Origin of the sequence: Streptomyces sp. NPDC058375 (genome assembly GCF_042723425.1) — a bacterium.
Taxonomy (GTDB): domain Bacteria; phylum Actinomycetota; class Actinomycetes; order Streptomycetales; family Streptomycetaceae; genus Streptomyces; species Streptomyces durocortorensis.
Map to the genome: position 1 here is coordinate 1 of NZ_JBHXJG010000087.1, position 26,898 is coordinate 26,898.

General features: G+C 71.6%; 24 protein-coding genes. 13 read left to right on the forward strand and 11 right to left on the reverse strand.

The features are described from left to right. Positions 1-11: 11 nt before the first annotated feature. Positions 12-2,243: a transglycosylase domain-containing protein gene (locus ACFWM7_RS16495; RefSeq protein ID WP_383260886.1), complete on the reverse strand. Its 2,232-nt coding sequence runs from the start codon at positions 2,241-2,243 to the stop codon at positions 12-14. A gap of 240 nt (positions 2,244-2,483) precedes the next feature. Between ACFWM7_RS16495 and ACFWM7_RS16500 the strand changes: the two genes are divergently transcribed. The 5 genes from ACFWM7_RS16500 (at position 2,484) to ACFWM7_RS16520 (ending at position 7,440) form a co-directional block, all read left to right on the forward strand. Further along, positions 2,484-3,455: an SPFH domain-containing protein gene (locus tag ACFWM7_RS16500; RefSeq protein WP_383260888.1), complete on the forward strand. Its 972-nt coding sequence runs from the start codon at positions 2,484-2,486 to the stop codon at positions 3,453-3,455. Then, entirely contained in the window at positions 3,452-3,739 is a 288-nt protein-coding gene (locus ACFWM7_RS16505; RefSeq protein ID WP_383260890.1) for a hypothetical protein, read from the forward strand. The genes ACFWM7_RS16500 and ACFWM7_RS16505 overlap by 4 nt, the downstream gene beginning before the upstream one ends. Positions 3,740-3,827: 88 nt before the next feature. Continuing rightward, positions 3,828-4,352 (forward strand): PadR family transcriptional regulator, encoded by a 525-nt coding sequence (locus tag ACFWM7_RS16510; RefSeq protein ID WP_383260891.1) that lies wholly within the window; start codon positions 3,828-3,830, stop codon positions 4,350-4,352. Further along, positions 4,349-5,035: an ABC transporter ATP-binding protein gene (locus ACFWM7_RS16515; protein WP_383260893.1), complete on the forward strand. Its 687-nt coding sequence runs from the start codon at positions 4,349-4,351 to the stop codon at positions 5,033-5,035. Before ACFWM7_RS16510 ends, ACFWM7_RS16515 begins: the two co-directional genes overlap by 4 nt. Further along, on the forward strand, positions 5,032-7,440 hold the full coding sequence (locus tag ACFWM7_RS16520; protein ID WP_383260895.1) for an ABC transporter permease: 2,409 nt from the start codon (positions 5,032-5,034) through the stop codon (positions 7,438-7,440). The genes ACFWM7_RS16515 and ACFWM7_RS16520 overlap by 4 nt, the downstream gene beginning before the upstream one ends. A 60-nt stretch (positions 7,441-7,500) precedes the next feature. On the opposite strand, the gene ACFWM7_RS16525 is transcribed toward ACFWM7_RS16520, so the two are convergent. Then, positions 7,501-8,493: a hydrogen peroxide-inducible genes activator gene (locus tag ACFWM7_RS16525; RefSeq protein WP_383260898.1), complete on the reverse strand. Its 993-nt coding sequence runs from the start codon at positions 8,491-8,493 to the stop codon at positions 7,501-7,503. A 133-nt stretch (positions 8,494-8,626) separates the two neighbouring features. Between ACFWM7_RS16525 and ACFWM7_RS16530 the strand changes: the two genes are divergently transcribed. Both ACFWM7_RS16530 and ACFWM7_RS16535 read left to right on the forward strand, forming a co-directional pair. Further along, positions 8,627-9,181, forward strand: coding sequence for a peroxiredoxin (locus tag ACFWM7_RS16530; protein ID WP_205085309.1), 555 nt, complete (start codon positions 8,627-8,629; stop codon positions 9,179-9,181). A 12-nt stretch (positions 9,182-9,193) separates the two neighbouring features. Continuing rightward, positions 9,194-9,727 carry an alkyl hydroperoxide reductase gene (locus ACFWM7_RS16535; protein ID WP_350679924.1) on the forward strand — a complete coding sequence of 178 codons (534 nt, stop codon included), beginning with the start codon at positions 9,194-9,196 and terminating at the stop codon, positions 9,725-9,727. Positions 9,728-9,824: 97 nt separating this feature from the next. Here ACFWM7_RS16535 and ACFWM7_RS16540 read toward each other — a convergent pair whose 3' ends face one another. From ACFWM7_RS16540 to ACFWM7_RS16555, 4 genes are all read right to left on the reverse strand, one after another. Further along, positions 9,825-11,198: an AI-2E family transporter gene (locus tag ACFWM7_RS16540; RefSeq protein ID WP_383260901.1), complete on the reverse strand. Its 1,374-nt coding sequence runs from the start codon at positions 11,196-11,198 to the stop codon at positions 9,825-9,827. Positions 11,199-11,345: 147 nt separating this feature from the next. Then, on the reverse strand, positions 11,346-12,065 hold the full coding sequence (locus tag ACFWM7_RS16545; protein WP_383260903.1) for a transglycosylase SLT domain-containing protein: 720 nt from the start codon (positions 12,063-12,065) through the stop codon (positions 11,346-11,348). Positions 12,066-12,454: 389 nt separating this feature from the next. After that, positions 12,455-13,777: a PhoH family protein gene (locus tag ACFWM7_RS16550; protein ID WP_010063378.1), complete on the reverse strand. Its 1,323-nt coding sequence runs from the start codon at positions 13,775-13,777 to the stop codon at positions 12,455-12,457. 327 nt (positions 13,778-14,104) lie between these two features. Then, entirely contained in the window at positions 14,105-14,866 is a 762-nt protein-coding gene (locus tag ACFWM7_RS16555) for an isoprenyl transferase (RefSeq protein WP_383260926.1), read from the reverse strand. A 264-nt stretch (positions 14,867-15,130) separates the two neighbouring features. Here ACFWM7_RS16555 and mgrA point away from each other — a divergent pair, with 264 nt between their 5' ends. Beyond that, entirely contained in the window at positions 15,131-16,180 is a 1,050-nt protein-coding gene (gene mgrA, locus ACFWM7_RS16560) for an L-glyceraldehyde 3-phosphate reductase (RefSeq protein ID WP_383260905.1), read from the forward strand. Positions 16,181-16,534: 354 nt separating this feature from the next. After that, positions 16,535-17,728, forward strand: coding sequence for a winged helix DNA-binding domain-containing protein (locus ACFWM7_RS16565; RefSeq protein ID WP_383260907.1), 1,194 nt, complete (start codon positions 16,535-16,537; stop codon positions 17,726-17,728). A gap of 85 nt (positions 17,729-17,813) precedes the next feature. On the opposite strand, the gene ACFWM7_RS16570 is transcribed toward ACFWM7_RS16565, so the two are convergent. The 3 genes from ACFWM7_RS16570 to ACFWM7_RS16580 form a co-directional block, all read right to left on the reverse strand. Continuing rightward, positions 17,814-18,260: a hypothetical protein gene (locus tag ACFWM7_RS16570; RefSeq protein WP_383260909.1), complete on the reverse strand. Its 447-nt coding sequence runs from the start codon at positions 18,258-18,260 to the stop codon at positions 17,814-17,816. A gap of 136 nt (positions 18,261-18,396) precedes the next feature. Further along, positions 18,397-19,254 (reverse strand): class I SAM-dependent methyltransferase, encoded by an 858-nt coding sequence (locus tag ACFWM7_RS16575; protein WP_383260911.1) that lies wholly within the window; start codon positions 19,252-19,254, stop codon positions 18,397-18,399. Between the two features lie 95 nt (positions 19,255-19,349). Further along, the gene (locus ACFWM7_RS16580) at positions 19,350-20,246 is read right to left on the reverse strand and encodes a prepilin peptidase (RefSeq protein WP_383260913.1); all 897 of its coding nucleotides are present in this window, start codon (positions 20,244-20,246) and stop codon (positions 19,350-19,352) included. Positions 20,247-20,370: 124 nt separating this feature from the next. On the opposite strand from ACFWM7_RS16580, the gene ACFWM7_RS16585 reads away from it, so the two are divergent. Beyond that, complete coding sequence (locus tag ACFWM7_RS16585) at positions 20,371-20,829, forward strand: DUF192 domain-containing protein (RefSeq protein ID WP_383260914.1); 459 nt, start codon at positions 20,371-20,373, stop codon at positions 20,827-20,829. A gap of 64 nt (positions 20,830-20,893) precedes the next feature. Here ACFWM7_RS16585 and ACFWM7_RS16590 read toward each other — a convergent pair whose 3' ends face one another. Both ACFWM7_RS16590 and ACFWM7_RS16595 read right to left on the reverse strand, forming a co-directional pair. Beyond that, positions 20,894-22,096 (reverse strand): hypothetical protein, encoded by a 1,203-nt coding sequence (locus ACFWM7_RS16590; RefSeq protein WP_383260916.1) that lies wholly within the window; start codon positions 22,094-22,096, stop codon positions 20,894-20,896. 169 nt (positions 22,097-22,265) lie between these two features. Next, the gene (locus tag ACFWM7_RS16595; protein WP_383260918.1) at positions 22,266-22,862 is read right to left on the reverse strand and encodes a hypothetical protein; all 597 of its coding nucleotides are present in this window, start codon (positions 22,860-22,862) and stop codon (positions 22,266-22,268) included. Between the two features lie 284 nt (positions 22,863-23,146). Between ACFWM7_RS16595 and ACFWM7_RS16600 the strand changes: the two genes are divergently transcribed. The 3 genes from ACFWM7_RS16600 (at position 23,147) to ACFWM7_RS16610 (ending at position 26,798) form a co-directional block, all read left to right on the forward strand. After that, entirely contained in the window at positions 23,147-25,198 is a 2,052-nt protein-coding gene (locus ACFWM7_RS16600) for a hypothetical protein (RefSeq protein WP_383260920.1), read from the forward strand. 242 nt (positions 25,199-25,440) lie between these two features. Next, the gene (locus tag ACFWM7_RS16605; RefSeq protein WP_383260922.1) at positions 25,441-26,019 is read left to right on the forward strand and encodes a hypothetical protein; all 579 of its coding nucleotides are present in this window, start codon (positions 25,441-25,443) and stop codon (positions 26,017-26,019) included. A 65-nt stretch (positions 26,020-26,084) separates the two neighbouring features. Beyond that, positions 26,085-26,798: a haloacid dehalogenase type II gene (locus tag ACFWM7_RS16610; RefSeq protein ID WP_383260924.1), complete on the forward strand. Its 714-nt coding sequence runs from the start codon at positions 26,085-26,087 to the stop codon at positions 26,796-26,798. Positions 26,799-26,898 lie beyond the last annotated feature (100 nt).

Genomic DNA, 26,898 nt, shown 5'->3' on the forward strand with positions numbered 1-26,898 from the left:
GCCTCACGGCCTCACTGGCCGAGCAGACCGTTGCCGCCGGGCCGTTCGCCCGGCCGGCCGTCGTCCTCCCCGGGCTGGGGCGGCAACTCCGGGGTCGTGGGGGGCGTGGTGGCCGGCGGGCTGATGGTCGGCGGGGCGGGTGTGGTCGGGGTCTCGCTGGGCGGCGTCTCGCTCGGCGTCCCGGAGGGCGTGTCGGAGGGGGTGGGCTCCTCGGACTCGGTGGGCTCCTCGGAGGGCGTGTCCGACGGGGTCGGCGGGGCGGGCACCTCGCCGCGCTCCACGTCCTGGAGGTCGAACGTCTTGTCGGAGCCGCCGCCGAGGGCGCCGAGGGTGTAGTCGGCCCAGATGCGGGCGGGGAAGCCGCCGCCGTTGGCGCGGCCGGAGTTGGCCGTACCGGTGAGGGAGACCTGCTTGCGGCCGCCGTCGCCCTCGCCGAAGAGGGCCACGACCGTGGTCAGTTCCGGGGTGTACCCGGCGAACCAGGCGGACTTGTTGTCCTCGGAGGTGCCGGTCTTGCCCGCCGCGTCGTAGGCGGAGGTGTTGGCCGCGCTGCCGGACCCGGCGTCGACGACCCCGGTGAGCGCCTTGGTCACGGTGTCGGCGGAGGCGCGGCTGATGGCCTGTTCCCGCTTGGGCTTCTCGGCGTTGACCGTGCGGTCTCGGTGCTCGGCGGACTGCACGATGTGCGGGGTGACCTTCTGGCCGTGGTTGTCGAGCGTGGCGTACGCGCCCGCCATGTCCCAGGTCGAGGCGTTCATGGTGCCGAGCGAGACGGCGGGGCGCTCGGGGAAGTTCTTGTCCGGTACGCCGAGGTCGAGCGCGGTCGCCTTCGCGGCGGCGGGCGTGACGTCGACGATCATCTGCGCGAAGACGGAGTTGACCGAGCTGTTCATCGCCTTCTGGACGGAGATCGGGCCGTAGCTGCGGTCGTCCTCGTTCTGCGGCTTGAACGGGGTGTCGCTGCCGACGACGGGCCGCTTGCTGGTGCCGTCGTAGATCGTGTTGAGCCCGATCAGGCTGCCGTCCTGGGTCGTCGACTCGTTCTCCAGCGCGGAGGCGAGCACCAGCGGCTTGAAGGTGGAGGCCGGCTGGTAGTCCTGCCGGGTGGCGTTGTTGATGTAGTGCTTGACGTAGTCCTCGCCGCCGTACATGGCGACGACCTTGCCGGTCTTCGGGTCGACGGAGGTGGCACCCGCCTGGACGCCCGCGTCGACCTTGCTGCCCTCGCGGTCGAGCTTGGACTCCAGCTGGTCGTCCACCGACTTCTCCAGCGCCTTCTGGCGCTTCTTGTCGACGGTGAGGGTGAAGGTCCAGCCGCCCGCGTCGCGGTCCTGCTCGGTGACGCCCTGCTTCTCCAGCTCCTTGTTGGCGGCCTCGACGAGGTATCCCGCCTGGCCCTCCATGCCCTGGGCGGGCTTGGGCTTCTCAGGTACGGGGAACTTGAGGCCGGCCTTCTCGGACTCGGTCAGCCACTTCATCTCGACCATGTTGCGCAGGGTGTAGGCCCAGCGCTCCTTGACCAGCTTCTTGCCGGTGTCGGTGGCGGAGTTCCAGTCGTACTGACTGGGGGCCTGAAGGACGGAGGCGAGGTAGGCGCCCTGGGAGACGTTCAGGTCCTTGGCGTCGATGCCGTAGTACGCCTGGGCGGCGGCCTGGATGCCGCTCGCGCCACGCCCGTAGTAGGCGGTGTTGATGTAACCGGCGAGGATCTCGTCCTTGGACTTCTGCTGGTCGATCTTGAGCGAGATCACCAGCTCCTTGAGCTTGCGGCTCACGGTGGGGTCCTGCGTCAGGTAGAAGTTCTTCACGTACTGCTGGGTGATGGTCGAGCCACCCTGCTTGCCCTTGCCGCCGACGGTGTTGAGGAGGGCGCGGGTGGTGCCCTTCAGGTCGACGCCCTGGTCCTTGTAGAAGGTCTTGTTCTCGGCGGCGACGAAGGCGTGCTGGACCTTCTCCGGCACCTCGTCCAGGTCGACGATCTGGCGGTTGACGCCCTTGCCGGTCCGGGCGAGGACCGTGCCGTCGCTGTACTGGTAGACGTTGCTCTGCCGCTCCGCCTGGGCGTTGGCGGCGGGGACGTCGACGTACAGATAGAGCGCGCCGAACGCGCCCATGCCCAGCAGGACGATCCCGAAGAACGTGCCCAGCAGCTTCTTCCACGTGAAGAGTCTGCGTATGCCGCCGCTCTTCGGGGCCCGGCGCGCGTCCTGCGCCTGGGCTCGTCGCGCATCCGCTCGACCCATTGGTGTGTTGCTCCCGCTTCTCTGCTCGACCGGTTCGCTCGGTTTCCTCTAGTTCGCTCAGACCTGCCAGCTAACACCGACGGCAGGGACAAAAGACAAGTGATCCGGCCTTTTACGGACGTGAGAATCAGCACCCGTTCCCCAGGAACCGACTCCCCAGGGGTGGACAAGGTTGCGAGAACCGATAATGTGTAATCACATTGCTAGCGCGGTGCGATACCGCGTGGAACGGGGGATCCCATGACCGCACAGCACGAGAACCGCCACCCGGACGCCCCGGCGGCGGATCTCTCCGTCGACGCTCCCGACATGCCCGCACCCCAGGTCAGGGAGGTCGTGGCGCACGCCATCCCGGGCGGCATCGGGCTGCTCCTGACCGTCGTCGGGGTGATCGCGGGAATCGGTCTCGTCATCGGCGGCGCCGTTCTCAACGGAAGCGGAGCCGGCGCCGTCGGGGTCACGTTCCTCATCCTCGGAGTGCTCCTCGGGTTCACCTCGTTCTTCTGCATGAGCGGTGTGAAGATGGTCGCTCCGGGCGAGGCCCGGGTGATCCAGCTCTTCGGCCGGTACGTCGGCACCATCCGCGCCGACGGGCTCCGCTGGATCAATCCGCTGACCTCCAGCCAGAAGATCTCCACCCGCGTCCGCAACCACGAGACCGCCGTCCTCAAGGTCAACGACGCCTACGGCAACCCCATCGAGCTGGCCGCGATCGTCGTCTGGAAGGTCGAGGACACCGCGCAGGCGCTCTTCGAGGTCGACGACTTCCTGGAGTTCGTCGCCACCCAGACCGAGGCGGCCGTCCGGCACATCGCCATCGAGTACCCCTACGACGCCCACGAGGAGGACGGCCTCTCGCTGCGCGGCAACGCCGAGGAGATCACCGAGAAGCTGGCCGCCGAGCTGACCGCCCGGGTGCAGGCCGCGGGCGTCCTGATCATCGAGTCCCGCTTCAGCCACCTCGCGTACGCCCCGGAGATCGCCTCCGCCATGCTCCAGCGCCAGCAGGCCGGCGCGGTCGTCGCGGCCCGCCAGCAGATCGTCGAGGGCGCGGTGGGCATGGTCGAGATGGCCCTGACCCGGATCGCCGAGCAGGACATCGTGGAGCTGGACTCCGAGCGGAAGGCCGCCATGGTGAGCAATCTGATGGTGGTGCTGTGCGGTGACCGCAGCGCCCAGCCGGTCCTCAACACGGGCACCCTCTACCAGTGACCGACCGGACGCCTCCCCGGCGGACGCCGGCGCCCCGGTCGCAGCAGCGCAAGCAGATGCTGCTGCGACTGGACCCCGCGGTGCACGACGCACTCGCCCGCTGGGCCTCCGACGAACTGCGCAGCGCCAACGCGCAGATCGAGTTCCTGCTGCGGCGGGCGCTCGCCGAGGCGGGCCGGCTGCCCGGGGCGGCACGGCCGATCGCCCGGCGGGGACGGCCGCCGAAACAGCCACCGGAGGGGTCCGAGACCCCGCCCGGACCGGGCACCCAGAACACCCCGTAGCCCCGCCACCCCGGCCCGATCCACGGGCCGGGGTCGCTTTTCGGACGCGTATACATCGAGGGTATACACCCCGTGTAGAGTGCTCCTCATGTCTATCGGTCACACCCTCCTCGGGCTCCTGGAGTCCGGCCCCCGGCACGGCTACGACCTGAAGCGGACCTTCGACGAGAAGTTCGGCCAGGACCGCCCGCTGCACTACGGCCAGGTCTACTCGACGATGTCCCGGCTCCTGAAGAACGGACTCGTCGAGGTCGACGGCGTCGAGAGCGAGGGAGGACCGGAGCGCAAGCGGTACGCCATCACCGACGCCGGGATCACCGATGTCACGCAGTGGCTGGCACAGCCCGAGAAGCCGGAGCCCTACCTCCAGTCGACGCTCTACACCAAGGTCGTCCTCGCGCTGCTGACCGACCGCAGCGCAGCCGGTCTGCTGGACACCCAGCGCTCGGCGCACCTGCGGATGATGCGCGTCCTCACCGACCGCAAGCGCAAGGGCGACCTCGCCGACCAGCTCATCTGCGACCACGCCCTGTTCCACCTCGAAGCCGATCTGCGCTGGCTGGAACTGACCGCCGCCCGTCTCGACCAGCTCGCCAAGGTGGTGGCTCCGTGATTCCCGAAGGCTCCCTGCTCGCCGCGCGCGATCTGCGCAAGACCTATGGTTCGACGCCCGCCCTGGACGGCGCGTCATTCTCCGTGCACCCCGGCGAGGTCGTCGCCGTGATGGGCCCCTCCGGCTCCGGCAAGTCGACCCTGCTGCACTGCCTGGCCGGGATCATCACGCCCGACTCCGGCACCATCACCTACGCCGGCCGCGAGCTGTCCGCGATGTCGGACGCCGGGCGCAGCGCCCTGCGGCGCAGCGACTTCGGCTTCGTGTTCCAGTTCGGCCAGCTCGTCCCGGAGCTGACCTGCGTGGAGAACGTGGCCCTGCCGCTGCGGCTGAACGGGGTGCGGCGCAAGGCCGCCGAGCGCACCGCCCTGGAGTGGATGGAGCGCCTGGAGGTCGACGACCTCGGGGCCAAGCGCCCCGGCGAGGTCTCCGGCGGACAGGGCCAGCGGGTCGCCGTGGCCCGCGCCCTGGCCGCCTCACCGAAGGTGATCTTCGCGGACGAGCCGACCGGCGCGCTGGACTCCCTCAACGGGGAGCGGGTGATGGAGCTGCTCACCGAGGCCGCCCGCTCCGCAGGCGTCGCCGTGGTCCTGGTGACGCACGAGGCCCGGGTCGCCGCCTACTCCGACCGTGACGTCACCGTGCGCGACGGCCGGGCCCGCGACCTGGAGCACGCCGTATGACCCTGCTCGACGAGCAGCGTGCCGTGGCTCCCCCGCCGCCGCGCCCGGCACCGCCCTCCCGGGGCGCGGCGACGCTCCGCGATCTCGGCCTCGGCATCCGGTTCGCCGCCGCCGGGGGCCGCGAGGGCTGGATCCGTACGCTGCTGACCGCCGTCGGCGTCGGCCTCGGCGTCGCACTGCTGCTGCTCGCCTCCTCCGTACCGCACCTGCTGGACGAACGGAGCGCGCGCGAGCAGGCCCGCGGCGAGACGCGGATCTCCGACTCACCCGACGCCAATGCCGCCCAGACGGACACCTCGGTGGTGCGGATCAACGCCACCTCCGAGTACCGCGACCGGACCGTCGCGGGGTATCTGATGCGCCCGGACGGTTCACGTCCCGTCCTGCCGCCGGGAGTCGGCCGCTTCCCCGGGGCGGGCACGATGGTGGTCTCCCCCGCACTGAAGGAGCTGCTCACCTCCCCGGGCAACGAGCTGCTGCGCGAGCGGCTGCCGTACGAGATCACCGGCACGATCGGGGACGCCGGGCTGCGCTCCCCGGGTGAACTCCTCTACTACGCGGGCAGCGACACCCTGACGACCGCCAAGGGCGGCCACCGCATCGCCGGGTACGGCGGCGAGCGCGCGGCCGACCCGCTGCCGCCGCTGCTGATCGTGCTCACCGTCATGGTCTGCGTCGTCCTGCTGGTGCCGGTCGCGATCTTCATCGCCACCGCCGTGCGCTTCGGCGGCGACCGCCGCGACCGCCGGCTGGCCGCGCTGCGCCTGGTCGGCGCGGACATCCGGACGACCCGGCGGATCGCCGCCGGGGAGGCCCTGTTCGGCGCGCTGCTCGGGCTGCTGATCGGTCTGGCGTTCTTCCTGACGGGCCGGGAGTTCGTCGGCGCGGTGGAGATCTGGGACGTCAGCGCCTTCCCCGCCGACCTGGTCCCGGACCCGCTGCTGGGTCTGCTGATCGTGGTGGCGGTGCCGCTGACCGCCGTCCTCGTCACCCTGGTCGCGATGCGGTCCGTGGTGATCGAGCCGCTCGGCGTCGTCCGCCGGGGGCGCGAGCGGGGACGCCGGCTCTGGTGGCGGCTGCTGATGCCCGCCGCCGGTCTCGCGGTGCTCGCCCTCACGGGCCGCACCAACGGGTACGAGCCGGTGAACCCCTTCGCCATCGCCTCGGGCGCGGTGCTGGTGCTGGTGCTGGTCGGCCTCGCGCTGCTGCTGCCCTGGCTGGTCGAGGCCTGTGTGAACCGGCTGCGCGGCGGCCCGGTGCCCTGGCAGCTCGCCACCCGCCGGCTCCAGTTGAGCAGCGGGGCCGCGTCCCGCGCGGTCAGTGGGGTGACGGTCGCGGTGGCGGGGGCGATCGCCCTCCAGATGCTGTTCGCCGCGATGAACGCCGACTTCCACCGGGTGACCGGTCAGGACCCCTCGCGGGCCCAGTTCGCCGCGTACTCCGAGGACGTCACGGGCGAAGCCGCCACGTCCGCCATCGAGCAGTTCCGCGCCACACAGGGCGTCGAGCTGGTCATCGGCTCGGTGGAGGCGTACGCGACCAAGCCGGGGAGGTACGCGGAGGACGACATCCAGCCCACCACCTCGCTGACCGTGGGCACCTGCGCGACCCTGCGCGAACTGGCCCGGATCGACACCTGCGAGGACGGCGACGCCTTCGTCGTACACCCCCCGGAGGATGCCGGGGGTCAGGCCGACTGGGTGGACCGGACCGCGCGCAAGGGGAAGACCGTCCTGATCGGCGAGGGGATGGGCCGCAAGCCGTACCGCTGGACACTCCCCGCCGACACCCCGACCGTGCCCGGGCGCAAGGACCCGACGGGCGAGGTCCACTGGGGGATCATGGCGACCACCGGCGCACTGGACGCGGGCAAGCTGCCCGGCGCCACGATCGTCGCGCAGATCCGGGTCGACGAGAGCGTCCCGGACGTCGCCGAACACGTACGCAACACGGCGGTCAGGATCGATCCCGGGATGCGCTTCGTCGAGCTGAACTCGGTGGCGCGCGACCGTCAGTACGACAGCGTGCAGACCGGCCTCCAGGTCGGGGCGACCGTGGTACTGCTGTTGATCGCCGCCTCGATGCTGGTCTCCCAGGTGGAGCAGTTGCGCGAGCGCAGGCGGCTGCTGTCGGTGCTCGTCGCCTTCGGCACCCGGCGCTCCACACTGGGCTGGTCGGTGCTGTGGCAGACCGCCGTACCGGTGGCACTCGGTCTGATGCTCGCGGTCGCGGGCGGCCTGGGGCTCGGCGGGACGCTCGCCTGGATGATCGGCAAGTCGGTGGCCGACTGGTGGCTGTTCTGGCCGATGGTGGGCGCCGGGGGCGCGCTGATCGCCCTGGTGACCCTTCTGTCGCTGCCGCCGCTGTGGCGGATGATGCGCCCGGAGGGACTGCGCACCGAGTGACACCCGCCTGAGTGGCGTACGGCCGGGGCTCCTGGGAACGGGGCCCCGGCCGTGTACGTCTCACTCCTGGTCGGGGTGGTCCACCACCCGCACCGGCAGCGGCCGCATCGCCTCGCGCAGGGCGGCGGCGAACTCCTCGAACTCGCCGCCCCGCGCCGACCCGGTCCGCATCGCCAGCGCGACCCTCCGGGTGGGCGCCGGGTCCGCGAAGTACCCGGTGGCCAGCGCGTCGTTGCGGCCGGTCTCCACCGTCACCGCGGTGCGCGGCAGCAGTGTCACGCCGAGTCCGCCGGCGACCAGCTGAACCAGGGTGGAGAGCCCGGCGGCGGTCGTGGTGACGGGCGCACCCTGGGTGCGGCCGGCCTCGCGGCAGATGTCCAGGGCCTGGTCGCGCAGGCAGTGCCCCTCGTCCAGGAGCAGCAGCGGCAGCTCGCGCAGCGCGTCGCGGGGGATGTCGGAGCGGCCGCCGAGCCAGTGGTCCTGCTCCATGACGAGCACGAAGTCCTCGTCGAAGAGCGGGATCTCGGTGACGCCCGGCACCCCGAGCGGCACGGCGAGCAGCAGCAGGTCCAGCCGCCCGGCGGCGAGCCCTTCGAGCAGCGAGGAGGTCTGCTCCTCGTGGACCTGGAGGTCGAGGTCCGGGTAGCGCTCGTGGACGAGGCGGAGCACGGCGGGCAGGAGGTACGGGGCGACGGTCGGGATCACGCCGAGCCGGAGGACCCCGGTGAACGGGGCCCGGACCGCCTCCGCCTCCTCCATCAGCGCGGCGACGGCGTCCAGCACCGCCCCGGCCCGGACCGCGAGCCGCTCCCCCGCGGGCGAGAGCAGCACCTTGCGCGTCGTACGCTCGATGAGCTGGACACCCAGTGCCTCCTCCAGGGTGGAGACGGCTCCGGAGAGTGCGGGCTGACTCATCCCGATTGCTGCCGCCGCGTCCCGGAAGTGCAGATGCTCCGCCACGGCCGCGAAGGCGCGCAGCTGCGACAGGCTGGGTTGTCTCCCGGGCGACTTACCGGACTGCTTGGGACGTAGGGCCTGATTTACCTGCACCACTGATAGGCACCTCCGATCATCTCGACCGAGTGTAGCTATTTCCGTGATCAATGCACTCTGTGCCAAGGTGGAGCCCGTCCAACCCTCAGGAAGACCCCCAAAAGGGGAATTCCAGACGTTGCAAGGAGAGCGCGTGCTCACTGTCGGTGACAAGTTCCCCGAGTTCGACCTGACTGCCTGTGTCTCGCTGGAGAGCGGCCAGGAGTTCGAGCAGATCAACCACAAGACCTACGAGGGCAAGTGGAAGATCGTCTTCGCGTGGCCGAAGGACTTCACCTTCGTGTGCCCGACGGAGATCGCCGCCTTCGGCAAGCTGAACGAGGAGTTCGCCGACCGCGACGCCCAGGTCCTCGGCTTCTCCGGTGACTCCGAGTTCGTGCACCACGCCTGGCGCAAGGACCACCCGGACCTGACCGACCTGCCCTTCCCGATGCTGGCCGACTCGAAGCACGAGCTCATGCGTGACCTCGGCATCGAGGGCGAGGACGGCTTCGCCCAGCGCGCCGTCTTCATCGTCGACCAGAACAACGAGATCCAGTTCACGATGGTGACCGCCGGTTCCGTGGGCCGTAACCCCAAGGAGGTCCTGCGGGTCCTCGACGCCCTGCAGACCGACGAGCTGTGCCCGTGCAACTGGACCAAGGGCGAGAACACCCTCGACCCGGTCGCGCTCCTCTCGGGCGAGTGAGCTGATACCGACATGGCACTCGACGAACTGAAGTCCGCCGTACCGGACTTCGCCAAGGACCTGAAGCTGAACCTCGGTTCGGTCATCGGCAACAGCGACCTCCCGAAGCAGCAGCTGTGGGGCACCGTGCTGGCCTGCGCGATCGCCTCGCGCTCGCCGAAGGTGCTGCGCGAGCTGGAGCCCGAGGCGAAGGCCAACCTCTCCGCCGAGGCGTACACCGCGGCGAAGTCGGCGGCCGCGATCATGGCGATGAACAACGTCTTCTACCGGACCCGGCACCTGCTGTCGGACCCGGAGTACGGCACGCTCCGCGCGGGCCTGCGGATGAACGTCATCGGCAACCCGGGCGTGGAGAAGGTCGACTTCGAGCTGTGGTCGCTCGCCGTCTCCGCGATCAACGGCTGCGGCCAGTGCCTGGACTCCCACGAGCAGGTGCTCCGCAAGGCCGGCGTCGACCGTGAGACCATTCAGGAAGCCGTCAAGGTCGCCTCGGTGATCCAGGCGGTCGGTGTGACCCTCGACGCCGAGGCCGTACTCGCCGAGTAGTGACACCGCACCACCCCTGATACACCCTGGTACGAGAAGAGCCCCGAGGACGACCGACCGTCCCCGGGGCTCTTCTTCTGCGTTCCGTGCCGCTCGACTACTGCTCCTTCGGCGGCGGGCTCTCCTCGGCGCGTTCGCCCGGGGAGTCCTGCGGTCCCGGTGGCGCCGGCGCGGGGCCGGCGTGCACCGGGTTCATCGACAGGGCGGTGGCCCCGTGGTGACCGCCGCGTTCACCGGGCTCCCCGTACGAGCGCAGATAGCCGACCACCGTGTTGGTCACGGCGACCAGCGGTACGGCGACCACCGCGCCGCCGATGCCCGCGACCAGGCCGCCGGTCGCCACCGCGAGGACCACCGCGAGCGGATGGACCCGGACGGCGCGGCCGAGAATGAACGGCTGGAGGATGTGGCCCTCGATCTGCTGCACCGCCAGGACCACCACCAGCGCCCACAGCGCGGTCCACACACCCTCGGTGACCAGCGCGACGACCACCGCGAGCGCCCCGGAGACCACGGCGCCGACGAGCGGGATGAAGGCGAACAGGAAGATGAAGACGGCCAGCGGCACCGCGAGCGGCACGTTGAGGACGTAGAGGCCGAAGCCGATGAAGATCGCGTCGATCAGGGCGACGAGCACCGTGCCGCGCACGTACGCGGTCAGGGTGCGCCAGGCGCGCGGCCCGGCGCCGGCGACCCCGGGGCGGGCCGCGGCGGGCACCAGCTTGAGCGACCACTCCCAGATGCGCCGGCCGTCGTAGAGCAGGAAGAGCGTGGAGAACATCGCCAGCAGCAGCCCGGTGAGGAACTCCACCATCACGGTGACGCCCTGGAGCCCGGCGGAGGTGATCTCCTCGGTGTTGGTGCCGATGGTGTCGTTGAGGTTCTTGGCGATGTCGTTGATCTGCGACTCGGTGACGTGGAAGGGGCTGTCGAGCGCCCAGCGCTTCAACTCGTCGATGCCGTCGCGGACCCGGTCGGAGAGCGTGTCGAGGTTCTCCATCACCTGCCACACCACGAACCAGCCGACCAGGCCGATGATGACGAACCCGAGGACGGCGGTCACGGCGGTGGCGAGCCCGTGCGGCAGCCCGAACCGCTTGAGCCGGACCACGGTCGGCTGGAGCATCGCGGTGACGAGCAGCGCGGCGGCGAAGGCCAGCACCACGAGCTGGACCGCGCTGATCACCCGCATCAGCACCCAGAGCGTCCCGGCGAGGACGAGGAGGCGCCAGCCGGCCTCCGCGGCGACCCGCATGCCCCACGGGATCGCCGCCACGGGATCCGGCTTGGCGGCGACCGAGGGGGCGTAACTGGGGGGCGCGGGCACCTGCCCCGGCTCGTCGGGGGCGGCCCCCTTCGCCGTGAACGGTTCATCGTCGGCGGCGGCCCTCGCCCGACGCTCGTCCAGGCGTGCCCCCAGCTCCGTCAGTTCGGACCCGAAACGGCCCAGCCAGCCCGGCAGTTTTGACATGCTCTCTTTCCTTCCCCCATCTGGGCTTCCCAGCGCTCCGGGTTTCACCAGGAAGTGACCGTACAACGCGCGAGGCTCCTCACCGTCTGGACGGTGAGGAGCCTCGCGAGGTTGAGAGGGCGGTCGGTGGACCTCCGCCCGCTCCCTCTAATACCAGTTGTTGGCCTGCCAGAAGGACCAGGCGCCGCACGGGGAGCCGTAACGGCTGTCCATGTAGCTGAGGCCCCACTTGATCTGGGTGGCCGGGTTGGTCTGCCAGTCGGCGCCGGCGGACGACATCTTGGAGCCCGGGAGGGCCTGCATCAGACCGTACGCCCCGGAGGACGGGTTGGTCGCGCGGTAGTTCCAGGTCGACTCGTGGTTCACGATGTTGCTGAAGCACTGGAACTGGTCGGCGGGGACCATCTGACGGGCCATCGCCTGGACGTCGGCCACGCTGTAGGAGCCCTGCGCGGAGAACGAGGAGGCGTCGCGGACGGAGGAACGGCTGGCGCGCTCGGCCTCTTCCTTCTCCTTCTTCTCCGCCGCCGCCTTGCGCTCGGCCTCGATCCGGTCCTCGGCCGCCTGCTTCTTGGACTTGGCGTCCTTGGCGGCCTGGATGCGGGCTGATTCCTCGGCCGACTTCTTCGCGGAGGCGTCGGCGGCGGACGCCTGGGCGTCGGCCTGCTGCGTCAGCGAAGCGGTCTGGACCTGGGCCTGCTGGCCCGCGGGGATGTCTGCGAGCAGCGTGGTGTCGGCTGCGGCCGCCTCGAAGTTGTTGTCGTCGGCGGCAGGTGTGCCGCCCGCAGCAACGCCTACGACGGCGCCTACGGTGGTGACCGCGGTGGCGGATGCCACGGCGAACCCCCGGACCGAGATCCGGCTCACATGGTGTCCTTCCAGCATCGCCCGCTTAGGTGACCTCGCGGGCGCGTTCGTGCCCCTGGCGCTGGCCTCCCTACTGCGTGGGTCACGGGAGGCACGGGCCCGATGGGCAACCCCGGTGAGGAGGCTGCCGCGTGGTGCTCGCGGGCGGCATACGGGCGTCTCGTGTTGAGTTGTGTGGTGCGTGGCGCCTCTGGAGGTACCCAAGTGCCGTATGCGGGGCCTGACGGAAGCAAGACTCTGCCGGACGGGGACGCGTGGAGGCAATTCTGTGTTGCGTGGGAAAGGTCACACCCCGTTTGGGTCACTGGTTTTTCGGAAATGACGGCGCAGCACAATGCCGCCCGGCTAAGCTCCTTGGCTCGCCGGGCGGCATCATTGGGGCATGCGGGTCAGATGTGGCCTTCCTCCAGCATTTCGGTCACCAGCGCGGCGATCTGCGAACGCTCCGACCGCGTGAGCGTGACGTGCGCGAACAGCGGATGGCCCTTCAGTTTCTCGACGACGGCCACGACTCCGTCGTACCGGCCGACCCGGAGGTTGTCCCGCTGGGCCACGTCATGGGTGAGCACGACACGCGAATTCGCCCCGATCCGGGACAACACGGTCAGCAGGACGTTCCGTTCGAGCGACTGCGCCTCGTCGACGATCACGAACGCGTCGTGCAGCGAGCGGCCGCGGATGTGGGTGAGCGGCAGGACCTCCAGCATCCCGCGCCCGAGCACCTCCTCGATGACCTCGCGCCCGGCGACCGCCGAGAGCGTGTCGAAGACCGCCTGCGCCCAGGGGCTCATCTTCTCGGCCTCGCTGCCGGGGAGATAGCCGAGCTCCTGCCCTCCCACCGCGTACAGCGGGCGGAAGACCATCACCTTCTTGTGCTGCTGCCGCTCCAGGACCGCCTCCAGGCCCGCGCAGAGGGCCAGCGCGGACTTGCCGGTGCCCGCGCGTCCGCCGAGCGACACGATGCCGACGTCGCTGTCGAGCAGCAGATCGAGGGCGATCCGCTGCTCGGCGCTCCGCCCGTGGATGCCGAACGCCTCCCGGTCGCCCCGCACGAGGCGGACGTTGCCCTCGGCCGTCACCCGGCCGAGCGCCTTGCCCCGCTCGGACTGGAGGACCAGGCCGGTGTGCACGGGCAGCTCGGCGGCCTCGGGGACGTACAGCGTCTCCTCGCTGAACAGCAGGTCGATCTGTTCCCCGGCGAGGGACAGTTCGCTCATACCGGTCCAGCCGGAGTCCGTGATGGCGAGCTCGGCGCGGTACTCCTCGGCGAGGAGGCCGACGGAGGACGCCTTGATACGGAGGGGCAGGTCCTTGGAGACGACCGTGACGTCGTACCCCTCGGCCTGGAGGTTGCGTGCGACCGCGAGGATCCGTGAGTCGTTGTCCCCCAACCGGTAGCCGGCGGGCAGTATGCCGGGATCGGAGTGGTTGAGTTCGACACGGAGCGACCCGCCCAGGTCCCCGAGCGGGATCGGGGCGTCCAGTCGGCCGTACCGGACCCGGAAGTCGTCCAGCAGGCGCAGGGCCTGGCGGGCGAAGTAGCCGAGCTCGGGATGGTGCCGTTTGGCCTCCAGCTCCGTGACCACCACGATCGGCAGCACGACTTCGTGCTCGTCGAAGCGGGCCATGGCGCCGGGGTCGGCCAGCAGGACGCTGGTGTCGAGAACGTATGTGCGCCGGTCGGGCATGCGGCGCTTGATGCTGTTCACCACGGAAGGACGTACCCCCTCGGACGAGGTCGGGGAGTGCGACGGACGGTCGCGGAGCTTCCCGAAGGGAGAGGACGGACCGGGATCGGGCCCCTGTGCGCGGGCCGGACCACGGCCACCGCGTCGGCCGCACGCTGCGTACGGTCCTTCGTGTGCAAAGGGCCTCCCGGGCGAGCGGACTGGGTGCCGCTCACTTGGTGACGACATCCGCCTGGTTGATGACCGGATGTCGACCTGTCAGGGGTATTCCCTGTTCGGCCCGAAGCCATGCCGCTGCATATGACACGGTGTGGAGAAGTCCCGGTGGATGCGTGATGACGCCCTGGGGGCTCAGGCCCCGTAACGCCGGTGGCGGGCCGCGTAGTCGCGCAGTGCCCGGAGGAAGTCGACCTTGCGGAAGGCCGGCCAGAAAACCTCGCAGAAGTAGTACTCCGAATGGGCGCTCTGCCAGAGCATGAAGCCCGAGAGGCGCTGCTCGCCGCTCGTCCGGATAACGAGGTCGGGGTCGGGCTGGCCCCGGGTGTAGAGGTGCTCGGAGATCAGGTCGGTGGAGACGACCTCGGCCAGCTCCTCGAAGCTGGTCCCCTTCTCCGCGTGCTCCAGGAGCAGGGAGCGCACCGCGTCCGCGATCTCCTGACGGCCGCCGTAGCCGACGGCGACATTGACGATTATCCCGTCGACGTGGGACGTCGACTCCTGGGCCTCCTTCAGGACCGTCTGCGTCTCCGGCGGGAGCAGGTCGAGCGTGCCGACGTGGTGGACGCGCCAGCGGCCGTCCGCGGCGAGGTTGCGCACGGTGTTCTCGATGATGCCGAGCAGCGGCTTCAGCTCGTGCTCGGGCCGGTCGAAGTTGTCCGTGGAGAGCATCCAGAGGGTGACGACCTCGACATCGGTCTCGTCGCACCAGCCGAGCAGCTCGGAGATCTTGTCCGCACCGGCCTGGTGGCCCTGCACGGCCGATCCGCCGGACGCCTTGGCCCACCGCCGGTTGCCGTCGAGGATGACCCCGATGTGCTTCGGCACCTGGTCGTGGTCCAGGCGGCCTTCCACCCGGCGCGCGTAGAGCCTGTACACCAGGTCGCGGAAGTTCACTGCGTTCACCCTCTCGGTTCCGTACGGGCCCGGGGCCCGCCCCTCCCCGTCGCCGGGGGTCCGGGGGCCGTCCCCCGCAGGGGGTCGCCGCACGGCCTGCGCCGCTCACACGATCCCCCGGCGGTCCGCGCCCCTACCACTGGCACGGGCCACGCGGGCCTTCGCCGCGCCGCACACCGGCATTCCCCGAAGCCGCCACATTACTGCGGCCGGGTCACGGGGGCCCAACCCGGTCTGTCACAACTCCGTGATAAGGAGTGAAACGTGACTGATTACCTCTCCCCCGACCTGTACTACCGCGCCGCGGATGCGCGCTACGACTCCATGGAGTACCGCAGGACCGGGCGCAGCGGCCTCAAGCTGCCCGCCCTCTCGCTGGGCCTGTGGCACAACTTCGGCGACGACCGGGCCCTGGACTCCCAGCGGGCGATCCTGCGCCGCGCCTTCGACCTCGGCGTCACCCATTTCGACCTGGCCAACAACTACGGTCCGCCGCCCGGCTCGGCCGAACTGAACTTCGACAAGCTCTTCGCCCAGGACTTCGCCCCGTACCGTGACGAACTGGTCATTTCCACCAAGGCCGGTTATCTGATGCACCCCGGCCCGTACGGCGAGTGGGGCTCCCGGAAGTACCTGCTGTCCTCGCTCGACGCGTCCCTGAAGCGGATGGGCGTGGACTACGTCGACATCTTCTACTCGCACCGCTTCGACCCGCACACCCCGCTGGAGGAGACGATGGGCGCCCTGGCGTCCGCCGTGCAGCAGGGCAAGGCGCTGTACGTGGGCGTCTCCTCGTACAACGCGGAGCAGACGGCGGAGGCGGCCGGGCTGCTCAAGGAGATGGGGGTGCCGGCGCTGATCCACCAGCCGTCCTACTCCATGATCAACCGCTGGATCGAGGACGACGGGCTGCTCGACACCCTGGAGGCGGCCGGAATGGGCTGCATCTCCTTCGTACCGCTCGCGCAGGGCCTGCTCACGAACAAGTACCTGAAGGGCATCCCGGAGGGTTCGCGCGCCACCCAGGGCAAGTCGCTGGACCCGGGCCTGCTCTCGGACGAGGTGGTCCGCCGGCTCAACGGGCTCAACGACATCGCACAGGGGCGCGGCCAGTCGCTCGCGCAGCTCGCCATCGCCTGGGTGCTGCGCGACAGCCGGATGACCTCGGCCCTGATCGGCGCGTCGAGCGTGAAGCAGCTGGAGGAGAACGTGGCGGCCCTCGCGGGTCCGGCGCTCACGGCCGACGAGCTGAAGGAGATCGACGCCTTCGCCGTGGACACCGCGGGCACCAACATCTGGGCCGGTCGCGGCTGACGGCGGCTCAACGGAGCTTCGGCCCACAGGGGCTTCGGGCCTGACCCTCGGGCCCGGGCTTCGGCCCACAAAAAACGGGCCGGTCCGTGGGGGGGATACGGACCGGCCCGAGGGGGGGTTTCCACCATAACCCTTCGTAAGTGCCGACGCGTGCCACACCACTCCATTATTACTCTCCGCATATGCCAGACTCCGCTGCGGGCAGGCTCCACCCCACGTCGGCGCTGGCTCCGGGGCGCGTTCCGGGCCCGTTATCGACCTCCGTATCGAGGGGTCGCCGGACGCCGCCGCCTTGACGCCGCCCGGGCTCGGAAGAGGACAGAAGCTGACCTTTAGGGGCACTAGCTTCGACGCATGACGACACGATCCTCTGGGCCCGCACCGGCGTCGGCACCCGTGACCTGGGCCGGGGCGAACGCCCGGCGGCTGGCCCGGCAGCACCTCCACCCGGACGCCGCCGCCACCGCGTCGCCCTTCGCCGAGCCGGGCGACGCGGTGGCCGCGATGCTCGGCGCGCACGCCCAGGTGCTGTCGGCGGCCGAGCTGTCCGTAGGGCTGCGCGGGGACGGGCTGACCCGCGGGGACGTCCGTACGGCCCTGTGGAGCGACCGGAGTCTGGTCAAGACGTTCGGGCCGCGCGGCACGGTCCACCTGCTGCCGGCGGCGGACCTGCCCCTGTGGACCGGGGCCCTGTCCGCCGTTCCGACGGGCCCGAGCCCCTTCGCCAAGGACACCCGGATGACCCCGGACCAGGTGGAGGCGGTCGTCGCGGCGATCGCGGAGGCGCTGACCGGGGCGGAGCTGACGATCGACGAGCTGTCCGACGAGGTCGTCGCGCGGACCGGGCCGTGGGCCGGGGACCTGGTGATGCCCGGGTTCCAGACGCTGTGGCCGCGCTGGCGGCAGGTCCTGCACCTGGCGGGCCACCGGGGCGCCCTCGCCTACGCCCCGAACCGGGGCCGGAAGGCAACGTACACCAACCCCGGGTGCACCCCGCTGCCCGGCGCCGGCGCACTGGCGGCCCTCATCGAGCGGTACCTGTACGCGTACGGGCCGGCCACCCCCGCACACTTCGCCCGCTGGCTCGCGGCGCCGAAGCGCTGGGTGGCCGAGCGGTTCGCCGCTCTGGCCGAGGCGGGGGCGATCGAGGAGGTGGCGTTCGCGGAGGAGGGCCCGGCGTGGGTGGTCGCGGGCGACACGGACTTCCCGGACGCGGAGGTACGGGGCGTGCGCCTGCTCCCGTACTTCGACGCGTTCGCCATCGCCTCGTGGCCCCGGGAGCGGCTGTTCCCGGGGGCGGCGTACGAACGGGCCCTCGGGGGCGGGCAGGCGGGGAACTTCCCGGTGCTGCTGGTGGACGGCGTGGTGGCGGGCGTCTGGCACCAGCGCCGCTCGGGCCGCCGGATGACGGTGACGGTGGAACCGCTAAAGCCGCTGTCGGCGAGCCGGTCGCGGGCGCTGGAGGAGCAGGTGGAGAGGGTCGCCACGATCATGGAGGGGACGGCGGAACTGACGGTGGGCCAGGTGACGGTGGGGCCGCACGCGTAGGGCGGGAGGGGGGCCGCTCGGGCCAGGGCGGGGCAGGGCTCGGGACGCACGGGTCAGGGGCGGGGCCGGGCTCGGGACGCACGGGTCAGGGGCGGGGGTCGAAGCGGATCGTCATCGTGTCTCCGGCGACCACCACGAAGTCCCCTTCCTCGCACCGGATGGCGGCTTGGAGCACCTCCCCGTCGGCGTTCCTCAGCTCCTGGGTGCCGATCACCGTCCACGCTCCCCCGTACGGCACCGGCGGCAGGAGGGCGGGCGTGGCCTGCTGCCACTGGCTCGCCGGTACGCACCACTCGGGCAGGCGCGGCCAGGTGCCCGGCGTGACGTGCAGCGTCCGGTCGGAGGCGCAGGTCAGCAGGACGGACTGGTCCTCCGCGAGGACGAACTCCACCGCCTCCGGCTCGCCCGCCCGGCCCTCGGGGCGGTAGTAGACGCCGAGGACGGCGGTGATCCTGGCCCCCGTGAGCCAGTCGGCGTTGCCGTGCCGCGCGCGCCCGGCGGTCCCCGCACAGTCTTCCCTCTCCACGGTCATGCCCGCTCCCCCTCCTTCACAGTGCGTGCCTCCCAGGAGTAGGACGGACGCCCGCGCGTTCCCGTTGCCTCCGAGGCAAAGCTGAACTGGCGTACGGAGTAAGTGGGTTGACCAATAGCGCGAGATCCGGCCACCGTCACCAGGGCTTGCGGGCCTCGATCAGGAAGCGGGCGGTGCGGGCGAGGAACGGCCCTTCCGCCTCGATCTTCCGGTGCAGCGCGGCCAGTTGGGGCCGGTACTGCTGGACGGTGAATCCGGGCACCATCCAGATCACCTTGCGCAGGAAGTAGACGACAGCGCCGATGTCGCGGAACTCGGTGCGCAGGGTCTCGGAGCGCAGGTCCACCACCTCCAGACCGGCCGCCGTCGCGGCGGCCCGCGCGTCCTCGGGGTGCCGGCCGCGGCGGACCTCGGGCGGCTGCGGACCGAGGAAATACTCGACGAGTTCGAAGACGCTGGCCGGCCCGACCTGCTGGGAGAAGTACGTACCGCCGGGGGCGAGCACGCGCGCGATCTCCTCCCACCACGTGGTGACCGGATGGCGGCTGACCACGAGGTCGAAGGCGGCGTCGCCGAAGGGCAGGGGCGGCTCGTCCTCGTCGGCGACGACGACCGCCCCGAGCGGGTGCAGCAGGGCGGTGGCGCGGGCGATGTTGGGCGGCCAGGCCTCCGTGGCCACGGTGACCGGCGGGAGCTTCGGCGCGGAGGCCAGCACCTCGCCGCCCCCGGTCTGGAGGTCGAGCGCGGCACGGGCCCGGCCGAGCCGGTCGGCCATCGCCCGGGCGTACCCCCAGGAGGGGCGCTCCTCGGTGGCGCGGCCCTCCAGCCAGGAGAAGTCCCACCCGTCCACGGACACGGCGTCGGCCTCGGCCACGAGGGCTTCGAACCGGTCGCGGGAGGCCGCGGAGCCGAAGTCGAAGCCGAAGCCGAAGTCGAAGCCGAAGTCGGAGTCGGAGTCGAAGGGGGGGTCGGCGGGGGTGGATGGTTCGGGCATACCGGAATCGTGTCAGGCCGGCCCGGAGCACGCGAATGGATTCCGCCCCGCCCACGGGGAAGGGCGCCCCTCCTCACGGTGAAGGCCGCGCCTCCTCACCCGGCGGCCAGGGCCCCCAGCAGCAGACCGGTCAGCGCCCCGGCGATCATGAACGGCCCGAACGGGATGCCGGTCCGGCGCCCCGCCCGGCGCAGGAGCACGAGGGCGAGTCCGTACGCCGCCCCGAACAGGAACCCGGCGAACGCGCCCAGGAACAGCACGGTCCAGCCGTACCAGCCGAGGGCGACGCCCAGGGCGAGGGCGAGCTTCACATCGCCGAACCCCATGCCGTTCGGGTTGATCAGGAAGAGCAGGAGGTAGAAGCCGCCGAGGACCAGACCGCCCACCAGCCCGGAGGTCCAGGATCCGGCGTGCCCGGGGAGCAGCGCGGCCCCGCCGAGCAGCAGGACGGCCGCGGCCGCGAGCGGCAGGGTCAGCGGGTCGGGCAGCCGGTGCACCCTCCGGTCGACGACGGCGAGGAGCACGGCGACGGGCGCCAGAGCCAGCCAGCCGATCAGCTCGGGCCGGGCCCCGGTGGCGGCGGCGAGCGCGACGCAGGCGACCACGGTGACCAGGGGGGCGAGGACGCGGGGGGCGTAGACGGGAGTGCGGGGGCCGGGCGGGGCTTCCTGGCCGGGCGGGGTGGGCGGGGCTTCCGGGGCGGGCGTTGCCGGGCTGGGGCTCGGGTCGGTGCGGGGCTCGGGTCCGGCACCCGGCCGGCCGGTGGCGATGTCGGCCCCGGGTACGGCGAGCGCCCCCGGTCCGGCGGTGCAGGGCGCGCACCGGGCCGGGCCGAGCCAGCCGCGTACCGGGCCGGTGAGCGGGTGGCCGGCGGGGCACGCCGTACGCCAGGGCTCCTCCGGCTCGACGGCGAACCGGTAGGCGGCACGCGGGATCAGCAGTCCGGTGACGGCACCCCAGACCGCGGCGAGGGCGAGCAGCGCGGCGTCCACGGGACGACCCTAACGGGCTTCGGGAACAGGGGTCTTGGGCCCGAGGGCCCAGAGCGACCGGCCGGGGCCCAAGCGTCGCCGTTCGGGGCCCGGGCGCGTCCGCCGGGGGCTACGGTCGGTGCCCATGAGGACATGGCGCGATGGTGACGGGACGCTTACGGTCGGCACGGATGCCGGGGACGGGGACCTGGGCTCCGGGAGCGGGGCCACGGGCTCCGGGGGCGGGGCCACGGGCTCCGGGAGCGGGGCCCGGGAGGTGCCGCTGCGGATCGCGGCCTCGTACCGGGCCCGTACCAAGGGGCTGCTCGGTCGGGACGGGATCGAGGGGGCGATGATGCTCACCCCGTGCGGGAGTGTGCACACCTTCCGGATGCGGTTCCCCATCGATGTGGCGTACCTGGACCGGAGGTTCACCGTCCTGGCGGTCACCACGATGAATCCCGGCCGCCTCGGGCTGCCCCGGCTGCGGGCCCGGCACGTGGTGGAGGCGGAGGCGGGGGCGATGGAGCGGTGGGGGGTGCGGCCGGGCGTGCGGGTGGAGCTGAAGGCGACGGCACCTGCGCCCGAGGCGTCCGGGGCGTAGTCGATCCGTTGCTGCGCTGCTGCGCTGCTGCGCTGCTGCGTTAGTGCGTTAGTGCGTTAGTGCATTACGGCGGGCCCGCGCCCAGCAGGGTCCAGGCCCCGTAACCGGCGGAGGCGCAGGCGAGGACGGCGAGCACGGCGGCCGTGCGGCCCGTGGTGCGCAGCCGCAGCAGCGCGACGGCGGGCGGGAGCAGCAGCGGGAACGCGGGCATCATCAGGCGCGGCCGGGAGCCGAAGTATCCGGCGCCGATCAGCGAGATGACGACGATCGTGAGGGCGTAGACGAGGACCGGGAGCGGCTGCCGCTGCCGTACGCACAGCACCACGAGCCACCCCAGCAGCCCGAGCGCCGCGCACAGCCCGAGGGCGGCGGGCCACGGGAGGCCGGCGATGAAGGCGGCGAGCGCGCGGCCGCCGTCGATGTTGTTGCCCCACTGCGCCTGGACGTCGAAGTAGGCGAACGGGCTGCCTTCGCGTACGGCCACGAACACCACGTACGCCAGCCAGCCCAGCGGTGCGAGGGCCACGCCCGCGATCATCCGGGCGTTGCGGCGGAGCACCGGACCGGCGCGGCGCTCGTCGCGGTACTCCCGTACGAGGGTGACGGCGGCGGTGACCGCCAGGGCGGCGATGAGGGCGGCCGCCGTGGGCCGGGTGAGCCCTGCCAGGACGGACAGCGCGCCCGCGACGATCCAGCGGCCTTTGAGGACGGCGTACAGCGCCCAGGCGGCGAGCGCGGTGAACAGGGTCTCGGTGTACGCCATCGACTGGACGAACGCCGTGGGGTACACCCCCCAGAGTGCGGCCAGCACCACCCCCGTACGCCGCCCGCGCAGGTGGGAGCCGACGGCGTAGATGCCCCAGGCGGCGAGCAGCCCGGCGGTCCAGGCGACCAGGAGTCCGGCGCCGCCGAGGGTGAGCGGGGCCACGGTCGAGATGGCGCGTTCCAGGGCCGGGAGGAGGGGGAAGAACGCCAGGTCGGAGTGGACGGAGCCGTCCGGGAGGGTGGCGGTGTAGCCGTATCCGTTCTCGGCGATGCGCTGGTACCAGACGGAGTCCCAGCGTCCGCTGAGCGGCCCCAGAGGGTCCTTCCCGGCGGCCGACGCGGCTGCCCAGAAACCCAGGAGCCCCAGGGCCCGCACGGCGGCGTAGACCGCGAGCGCGGGCGCGGCGGCCCGGAACGCGGCGGCGACCCGGGGCCCGCCGGGAACGCGGGGGGCGGGGGCCGGAGCGACGGGCGTCCGGGTGCGGAGCTGGTGATCGGACATACGGCCGATTATGACGTCGGCGACGGGCTCGCCGCGCCAGGGGGAGGCGGGGGCCCGGGCCCCCGTACGGACTGGGCCTACGTACGGACCGGGCCCCCGTACGGACCGGGCCACCGTGCGGACCCGGCCGCTGTACGGACCCGGCCGCCGTACGGACCCCGCCGGCGGCTCAGACGCCGTCGAGCACCTCGTTCCCGAACACCTTCCACGGCGACATCTCCACCGCGTCCATGACCGCCAGCTGCGGGTGGCGGGCCGCCGTCTCGTCCCGTACGGCGACGGTGTCCGGCCAGGCATCGAGGTGCGCGGCGCCCTCGATGACGACGCCGTCCCAGTCGGTGGCGGCCGTGGTGCCGCTCCGGTCGACGACGAAGCCGATGCACAGCACGGAGGCCCGCCCCACGGTCCGCCGGACGGCGCTCACCGCGTGCTCCCGCTCCGGCTCGGGCAGCTCCCCGACGGAGAACTCGACGGCGACGACACCGCCCCGGGCCCGCCGGATGCGCACCAGGAGGTCGAGGCCCCCGGCCGTCCACAACCGGAATCCGACCTCGTGCAGCCGCTGGAGGCCGGCGAGGGACAGCAACTGCTCCCGGGTGACGGGCGAACGGGCCCCCAGGGAGGCGGAGTCGAGGCTGACGAGCACTGTGTGGCCGGTCACCGGGTGCACCGGGCGGAGCCCCTCGGCCTCCAAATCACCCAGCAGGGTGCGGGCGTCCAGCCGGGTCCAGCCCAGGTGGTACGAGTAGAAGAATCCGGCACCCATGGACGCCCACCCCCATCGCTCACTTCATCGCGCGGCGTCGTGGTCGGCGACCCCCGGCACCTTCGAGCGTACTGAGCGACGGTCGCGGCGCGCGTGGGCCCACGGGCCCACGGCCTGCCCCCAGCGGAAGGGCCACCCCCGTCGGAGCAACACGACTGGAGTGAGCCGCACTTGGGCCCGGGTTTGGGACCGGGTTTGGGACCGAGGGCCCGGGTGGGGGCTACTTTTCGGCCGTACGCTCTCGGCCGTCGGGCAACACGCGCGGGGTCGAGGAGAGGTGCACCGTGAGCGGTGGCGGGGGCTGGGGAGACCGGGGCGCGGGCCGCATACCGCCGGGGCGCCACGGCGTCGCGGGCTCCGGCGCACCGCACCACGGCATCGCGGGGCCCGGCGCACCGCGCCACGGCCAACAGGGCGGCCGGTTCTTCGCGTTGACCCGTAGCTGGGCGACGGGCGCCCTCGTCTATCTCGCCACCGGATTCCTCACGAACCGGGCCCTGTTCGAACTGCTCGGCACCGAGGCACGGCTGGAGACCTTCGGCTGGCGGCTGGCCCTGATCCACCTGCCGGCCCTCGCCGTGACGCTCCTGACCGTCCTGGCGGCGGCCCGCATCCTCCCCGACGAGTACCGCGAGTCCTCCCGCACCCTGTACCTGCTCGCCGCCCTGGCCGTACCACTGGCCGGTCTGCTGTACGGCTTCGCCGTCGCCGGGGACGTGGTCGGCATCGAGGGCGTTCTCATGCCGGCCGTCTCGCTGGCGGCCGGTGCGGCTTCGGGGGTGGCGGTCGACCGGCTGCTGGAGGAGCGCGCCACCCGGCCGCCGCCCGCGCCGAGGTACTCGTACAACTGGCGTGACAACGGCGCGACGGCGACGGAGTACCTGGGCGTCGTCGCCCTGGTCGTCATGCTGATCGGCGCGATGGCGATGGCCGGGGTCGGCGGGAAGATCGGGGAGCGGCTGCGGTGCGCGATCAGCTCGCTGGCCGGGGGCGGCGGCTCGTGCTCCTCCGGCGGTCAGGACCCCGAGGCGAAGCCGAAGACGGACGCGGACTACGAGCCCACGACGTGCCAGGTCTCCAGCATCTCGGACACGGCGGGCGGCAAGGTCAAGATCGGCTGGTTCGAGTGGGGCGAGGAGTACGGCTTCCAGCAGAAGGTCTCCCAGGCCGGCACCGATGTGAACGGCGACGGTGAGGTCGACGGGGACGACAAGGTCGTCTCGATGACGTTCACCGACGCCGCCTCCGCCGGGGCCACCGCCGGCACGCCGGGCGTGAAGCTCGGGAGCCTCGGCAAGGCGGATGTCGACATCGGCGGCGGCATCAAGATCACCAACGGTGACACCTGGATCTTCGCGAGCGAGGAGGAGGCTCAGCAGATGCGGGACGACATCGAGGAAATGAAGATGTGGGAGACCTCCACCCAGCACAGCGGCGGCTACGGCGGCGGCTGGTACTCCGCGATGAAGTGGGCGGAGAAGAAGGAGGACATCGAGAGGAAGATCGGCGACAAGAAGATCTCCTACTCGACCGTCGGCCTCAACGCCTACGCGGACGGCGGCCTGTCGGTGAAGGGCGGCGACGAGGACGAGCTCGGCGCGAAACTCGGCGGCAAGGCGAAGTTCTCGCCCAAGGTGACGGTCACCAAGGACGACGTGAACGGCAACGAGTCGTACACGTACACCGCCAAGCTCGAACTGGAGGGCAAGGCCGGCGGCAACGTGGGCCCGGTCAAGGGGACCGTGGGCGGCAAGCAGAACCGTACAGGCGCGATCACCGTCACCCGCGACCAGAAGACCGGGAAGATCGTCCGCATCGACATGACGCAGACGGTGGAGAGCGGCTCGACGTCCGGCAAGGTCGAGGTCGGCGGCGACAACGGCGAGAGCGGCCAGGACAAGCGCGGCGGCAAGGGCAGTGCGTCGGACTCCTCGGGCGACACCGGCATCGACGTGGTGACGAACTCGATCGTCTTCGGCAAGGACACGGACGCGGCGACCGAGGCGAACCGGGCCGTCGCCGAACAGTGGCTGGGCGGCTCCGGGAACAACACCGCCCCGTTCGCGTACCTCTTCGGCGACCACGGCATGGAGAACCGCCCGGAGGGCAACGACCCGTTCCAGCAACTGATGTTCGAGGACGGCCTGTCCAGCTCGATGCGGTACACCGGCGAGAGCGACGCCCAGGAGTTCGGCTTCGAGATCTCGCTCGGCATGAGCCTCGGGTTCTCCCTCTCCACGGAGGAGAAGAAGGAGACGCTGGAGAATGCGCGGTTCCTGGGGGCCCCGCAGGGCGACGCGCGCCCGTACCTTCCGTACAGCTACTGCGCGAACTGACGAGGCGAACCGATGAGGCGAACCGATGAGGCGATCCGACCGGGCGGAGAGGCGGAGAGACGGACGTGGTGACACCGGCGATGAGTGCCAGGACGGACAGGGCGCGGACGGCCCGAGAACGGACGTCCGGGGCGCGGACGACCCGAGAACGGACGTACGGGGCGCGGACGACCCGAGAACGGACGTACGGGGCGCGGACGACCCGAGAACGGACGTCCGGGGCGCGGACGGCCCGAGGGCGGATGGCGGCCACCGTGGCAGCCCTCGTGGGAGCGGCGCTGCTGCTGACCGGCTGCGGCGGCGGCAACGGCGAGGACGCGGCCTCCGTGCCCGAGGGCTGGGGCACGCTGGACACCGGCAGCCTGAGCGTCGGCTACCCGAAGAGCGAGGGGTACGCGGAACAGCCGGCGGGCGAACGCGCCGAGGCCAACGCGGCCGTCGCGCTGATGGAGGAGAACGGCATCCGGACCGGCATGGTCTCGGTCCAACTGGACTTCGCCACGGGCGTGCACGACGCGGCCGGGGCGGCGGCAGCGGCGGGCGCGGGCATCGGCCTGAACTCCACCCGCCGGGCGACGGAGGACGTACGCCTCGCCGGCCCGGCCGACGCCCGTGAGGCCCGCGAAGCCCGCCGGATCGACTACGACTTCACGGCGGACGGCCAGGAGGACACCCCGAACAAGGGGACGCCGATGACCGGGGTCCTGGTCGCGGGCGTGGACACGAAGGGCGTTCCGTTCGTGGTGCGGCTGAACGCGGTGAAGGACGCGGTCGACGCGGAGGACCTGGACGCGTTTGTGGGGTCGATCGCGGTGAAGTAGGGCATGGGAGAACGCTGTTGCGGCGTTGTTCGCTCTGTCGCCCACTCTCTGGAGGAGACCGCGCCATGGCAGAGCTGAAGATCGACGCCCTCGTGTTCGACGTACTCGGCACGCTCGTCGACGAACCCGCCGGACTCCGCGCCGGCATCCGCACGCTCGACCCGTCCCTGGACGCCCCCGGGACCGAACGGCTTCTGCTGCTGTGGCAGGAGCACATCGAGCACGAGCAGCGCCGGATCCTCGCCGGCGACCGGCCCTACGTCCCGAGCGACGCCCTGGACCGGGAGGCCGCCGGGCGCGTCGCCATGGCCGCCGGGGTGGACGATTTGGCCGCGGTGGAGACGCTGGCGAGGTCGGCCCGCCATCTCCCGCCGTGGCCCGACACCGTGGCGGGGCTGGCCCGACTCGCCGAGGACTTCCCGCTGATCGGCCTCTCCAACGCGAGCCGGACGGCGCTGCTGGAACTGAACGCCCATGCCGGACTGCGCTGGCACCAAGCCCTGTCCGCGGAGGACGCCCGCGCCTACAAGCCGGCCCCGGCGGTCTACCGGCTGGCCGTCACCGTCGCCGGACAGCCGCCGGAGCGCCTGTTGATGGTCGCCGCCCACGCCTGGGATCTGCGCGGTGCGCAGGCGCTGGGCCTGCGCACGGCCTATGTGGCCCGCCCGGTCGGTGACCCGCCCACGGCCTCGAACCGGTTCGACCTGTACGCGGAGGACCTGACGGACCTGGCAGGTCAGCTCGGGCTGTCCCGGCTTTCCGGCCGCCGTAGGCCGTGATCGCGGGGGGGGTGCCTCTATGTCGTTCGTCAAGGCACCCCTGTCGGGTTTGGGGCGGTTCGGTGTTGCTGGGGTTATGCGGCGAGTTCGACGTCCTTCG

Coding starts and splice junctions, on each gene's coding strand:
- ACFWM7_RS16495 (WP_383260886.1), bottom strand. CDS start 2,243: ATGGGTCGAGCGGATGCGCGACGAGCCCAGGCGCAGGACGCGCGCCGG.
- ACFWM7_RS16500 (WP_383260888.1), top strand. CDS start 2,484: ATGACCGCACAGCACGAGAACCGCCACCCGGACGCCCCGGCGGCGGAT.
- ACFWM7_RS16510 (WP_383260891.1), top strand. CDS start 3,828: ATGTCTATCGGTCACACCCTCCTCGGGCTCCTGGAGTCCGGCCCCCGG.
- ACFWM7_RS16520 (WP_383260895.1), top strand. CDS start 5,032: ATGACCCTGCTCGACGAGCAGCGTGCCGTGGCTCCCCCGCCGCCGCGC.
- ACFWM7_RS16535 (WP_350679924.1), top strand. CDS start 9,194: ATGGCACTCGACGAACTGAAGTCCGCCGTACCGGACTTCGCCAAGGAC.
- ACFWM7_RS16540 (WP_383260901.1), bottom strand. CDS start 11,198: ATGTCAAAACTGCCGGGCTGGCTGGGCCGTTTCGGGTCCGAACTGACG.
- ACFWM7_RS16565 (WP_383260907.1), top strand. CDS start 16,535: ATGACGACACGATCCTCTGGGCCCGCACCGGCGTCGGCACCCGTGACC.
- ACFWM7_RS16570 (WP_383260909.1), bottom strand. CDS start 18,260: ATGACCGTGGAGAGGGAAGACTGTGCGGGGACCGCCGGGCGCGCGCGG.
- ACFWM7_RS16575 (WP_383260911.1), bottom strand. CDS start 19,254: ATGCCCGAACCATCCACCCCCGCCGACCCCCCCTTCGACTCCGACTCC.
- ACFWM7_RS16585 (WP_383260914.1), top strand. CDS start 20,371: ATGAGGACATGGCGCGATGGTGACGGGACGCTTACGGTCGGCACGGAT.
- ACFWM7_RS16590 (WP_383260916.1), bottom strand. CDS start 22,096: ATGTCCGATCACCAGCTCCGCACCCGGACGCCCGTCGCTCCGGCCCCC.
- ACFWM7_RS16595 (WP_383260918.1), bottom strand. CDS start 22,862: ATGGGTGCCGGATTCTTCTACTCGTACCACCTGGGCTGGACCCGGCTG.
- ACFWM7_RS16605 (WP_383260922.1), top strand. CDS start 25,441: ATGGCGGCCACCGTGGCAGCCCTCGTGGGAGCGGCGCTGCTGCTGACC.
- ACFWM7_RS16610 (WP_383260924.1), top strand. CDS start 26,085: ATGGCAGAGCTGAAGATCGACGCCCTCGTGTTCGACGTACTCGGCACG.